The sequence below is a fragment of the Caloranaerobacter sp. TR13 genome, from assembly GCF_001316435.1.
Classification (GTDB): Bacteria; Bacillota; Clostridia; order Tissierellales; family Thermohalobacteraceae; genus Caloranaerobacter.
Window position 1 is genome coordinate 1 of sequence record NZ_JXLL01000034.1, and the last position, 4007, is coordinate 4007.

General features: G+C 30.2%; 3 protein-coding genes. 1 reads left to right on the forward strand and 2 read right to left on the reverse strand.

Going from position 1 to position 4007, the window contains the following annotated elements:
* Positions 1-27 precede the first annotated feature (27 nt).
* Entirely contained in the window at positions 28-558 is a 531-nt protein-coding gene (gene yyaC / locus TR13x_RS10625) for a spore protease YyaC (protein WP_152912154.1), read from the reverse strand.
* Between the two features lie 134 nt (positions 559-692).
* Between yyaC and TR13x_RS10630 the strand changes: the two genes are divergently transcribed.
* A complete protein-coding gene (locus TR13x_RS10630; RefSeq protein ID WP_054871914.1) occupies positions 693-953 on the forward strand; it encodes a hypothetical protein in 261 nt (86 codons plus the stop codon).
* A gap of 20 nt (positions 954-973) precedes the next feature.
* On the opposite strand, the gene TR13x_RS10635 is transcribed toward TR13x_RS10630, so the two are convergent.
* Positions 974-3793: a phosphodiester glycosidase family protein gene (locus TR13x_RS10635; protein WP_054871915.1), complete on the reverse strand. Its 2820-nt coding sequence runs from the start codon at positions 3791-3793 to the stop codon at positions 974-976.
* Between the last annotated feature and the right edge of the window lie 214 nt (positions 3794-4007).

Sequence of the window (4007 nt, forward strand, 5' to 3'; positions counted from 1 at the left end):
GCTTAGCATGGACGCTAAGCCAGCATCTCATTTCATTTCATTTATCGCTCTCCATAACGAATCCACAATAACTTCAGATAATTTCATTATAAACCCGAGTCTAATACTATGTAAGTTTGCTTTAGTATTTTCATCTAATATATCTACTATTCCTATAATAGAAATATCTCCTACAGGAGGAAGCTCTTTTCCGACCCCTTTTCCAGGATATATAGGTCCTTTCCTTAGTTGTATAGTCCCTATACTTTCATCATTACTAAGACATGCATCTATAGCTATTATAAAGCTATATGGATGTTTTTTGCTTATATAATTAATTTTATCTTTCAGATTCACTGCGTGAACTGGATTATATAGTGTTCCGTATATAGGATATGGAAAGTTAGATTTTTCAAGAAGTGTTCCAACTAAAGGACCAAGGCAGTCGCCTATACACTTGTCTGTTCCTATACAGACTATAACTAAATCATTTGTCATGTACGGTTTTAAATTTTTAGATAAAGTTATTGCTCCATTTTCATCTGAATAGTGTATATTTATTTCTCTTATTGAGCTCATAGCATACCCCCTTCATTCAAATATATGTTGTTAGAAATGGGAGTATACCAAACAAAAATAGACTTACATCAATAGATGTATAAAGTCGGTTTAGATGTATATAATATTACAAAGAAAGAAAAGGAGTGATTTATATGGGTAAGAGGAAGATTTACTATTCGGTACTTGCAGTTATAATAACAATATTAGTTGTTGCAATTATGTTAAACTTAAGAGTTGATGTTGAAAATCCTGGTGTTTATGACGGAGTTGATGGAAAAGAAGACTATGCAATGAAAGTCTATCATGCAGATGAAGGGCAAAATCAATCAAATGATTTGATTGGTAAAGACACCATAGATCAAGGACCAACTTGGATAAAGCGAACAATTTTAGATATACCTCCTATAAAATAAAGAGGGACACATAAGTCCCTCTAATTCATTCGTTGAAATAATGGTAATATCTCATAAGCTATTTTATTTCCATTTACCACAAATCTAATATATTTAATATTAAAAACATTGTTTATATCCTCTAGATTTATATCCTCTACTTCGATATAGCGAATTCCATCTTTTAACATCACATTTGTTCTATTGCTTCCTTGAATTACAAAAATATTTTTACCTAAACTTCTATACTGAGTTAATATTTCATGAAATAATTCTGCTTCTAATTTGTCAGTAAATCCTGATTCTCCAAATATAGGTTTTGCTAAAGAAATAATTATGTTCTTTTCATTAGACTTTTTTAGTATTTGTTTTAACCAAAGCCATTGGTTTGCATCTGATGTTCTTAGACTATTTTCAGTATCATCAAGCTGTATAAATAGAGTATTATTATTTCTAAAGTATGAATATCCGTTAGATGCTTCAGCAAAAGGTACTTTTATTCTATCTAGAATTATATTATTTGTTTTACCTAGTAATATTCCCAATTGATTTTCATTTATTTTTTTGGCTATTTTGCTGCCTATAAGATGCTTAATTAGAATATCTAGCTTATCAATACCTTTGGCAACTATGAAACTAAAGCCACCTTTATCTATTATTTCGCTTTTTTGAAGCTTATCTTTTATATAGGTTTCGGCAGGCAGAGTCATAGTTTTATATGGAGTAGAATATAGAGCTTTTAGTCCATCTATTAGGATGTAGCCTTCATCCTTATTAAAAGGGTTAGTTTCAACAACATAAATTCTATCTAGAGTTATAGGATAATTAACGTTATTTGGGATATCTGCTGTAATCCACTTCCAGCCTTTCCAGTCAATATTTTTTGCAAAATCAATATAAAAGGTTTTTCCTTTGCTGTCTATTATCTTACCTCTAAACCAATGGTTACTTTCATTACCGTATAACCATAAACCAAGCTTGGCAGGTTTATTTTCTAATTTAATACCATTTTCTCCTAGAATTACATATGCTGCTGTAGTTTTTTCGGAATTTCTGAAGTCGTAATTTAACTTAAGAGAAAATCTACTTATTACATCTTTATTATCTAGCTCAATACTTCCTTTTACTTCTTGAGGATAGCTTAAGAAACTTAAATTATTTAAATTTTCAAAGTCCTCTAATAAGACTTCATTGTAACCTACTGAAACTTCAATATTTCTGGCAGCATTCATAATTTTAGCAGTAATAGCACCAGAAGCTGGTTCTTTAGAGCTGTAAAATATTCCGTTTATGACTCTACCAATATTGCCAAATGCCATCCAAGTAATATCTTTTGGATTTATTTTTGCTGTATAGCCTTCATCATTTTTTCCGTATATTTCAGTTAAATCTTTTTGACTATTTACATCTATATGGAATTTTTCAAAACCGAATTGCAATTCTTTTACTTCGTCTAGAACATTTATTTCAATTTCAGCTTTTTTACCTTTATAATATGCTATTACTTTACCTTTTCCTGGTTTCTTAGGAATTAAGGTATTTTTATTAAATTTACCTTTTATACCTGAAATATTAAATATTACTTTATTAATATCTACATTAACAGGATTATGATACTTATCAAATCCTTTGATATAGAAATTTCTAGATGTATTAGCAAATATATTAGTATCATCAGTATATATTTTTATATAGCTTAAACTTCTCTTTGGAGCATTATTAAATATACCTATTCCGTTTGATATTTTTCTTTCTTTGCCATCTGACGGACGGTTTACAACAGTAGGATTTTCTTCGTACTGTGGGTTTAGTACCATGGTAGTAGAACCGCCACCATCTAGGTTGACTGCTTCATAAGCTCCTAAATCTATCATGATTTCAGCTAAAGTATTTAAGTCTACGCCTTTATAGGAAGTATCTCTACCATCAACTGTTACGAGAATAAGTTCATCTTTATTTTTATTAATTCCTAGTGCCGTTCTTGGGTGTTTACCTTTTATGTTTAATGTGAAATCAGCAATATTTCCATCTTTAACAATAAAGGTTCCACTTCCTATAGCGGTTTTTATGTTTTTGTAGTCTGGCGTAGTATCTATTTCAAGCTTTACTTTTTTACCAACTTTGAAATTATTAAGGAGTATATCTTTAACTCTTCCACGACCAGTTAATATGTAGCCATTTTGTGGCATATCGATAGGAGGCTGATTAATTCTTATTTCTTTAACTGTGTCTTTTTCTACTATAATTTCTATCATATCGTCAAAGTAAGTATTTCCTATGGTTTTTAAGCTCCAGTTTTTATCGTATAAAATTACTTCTTCATATTTGTCGCTTGATTTGTTTATAGCAGAGAGAATAACAGGTTGTCCGTCTTCTGGAACTGCTTTTATCTCCCATTTCCAGAAGGATATAAAAGGATGATTATTTTTATCTATTGCAAATATAGGCAGTTTATCCCATTGATATGGTGGAGATGAAACCATTTCTCCATTTGATACGACAACTCCTAGAGGAAAGGAATTTTTAGCTGTTGAGAAAAAATCACCATTGATACCTGCGATAGCTTTAGAATTTTTTATCATGTTAGATAGTGTTTCTCTTTCAGAGATTCCTTCTTTATTAAAAAGAACGTCTAAGCTAGTGTATTTATCTTTTAAATTTACTCTTAAAACATTTATATTCCACCAGCCGTCAGAGGTGAATTTTTGAATGTGTTCATGAACGACACCACTTGAAATGTTTTCTATGGTTTTTCTTTCGTGGAGCAGTATTGGCTTATCTGCAAAACTTGGAGACAAACTGGAAAATATGATTATTCCACTAGTTATATATGAAACTACTTTTTTGAAAAGTCTATTCATAGTTATCCCCCTTTGAATTTAGTAGTCAGTTACTAGTTGCTAGGGTAAAGTTAATAGCTAACTATTTATGATTATTGGTCAATGAGACTGATGATTTTTTATGTAATGTTTGTATTAAATGGATTTGTTTGTAATAATTATTATATACTATTTAGCTAAGGGTTAGGTTACAAAAGGATTACAAATAAAAAAACAGCTGAGAATATTCTCAGCT

Excerpts from the sequence above, each read along its gene's own strand:
- yyaC (WP_152912154.1), bottom strand. The coding sequence starts at position 558 with ATGAGCTCAATAAGAGAAATAAATATACACTATTCAGATGAAAATGGA.
- TR13x_RS10630 (WP_054871914.1), top strand. The coding sequence starts at position 693 with ATGGGTAAGAGGAAGATTTACTATTCGGTACTTGCAGTTATAATAACA.
- TR13x_RS10635 (WP_054871915.1), bottom strand. The coding sequence starts at position 3,793 with ATGAATAGACTTTTCAAAAAAGTAGTTTCATATATAACTAGTGGAATA.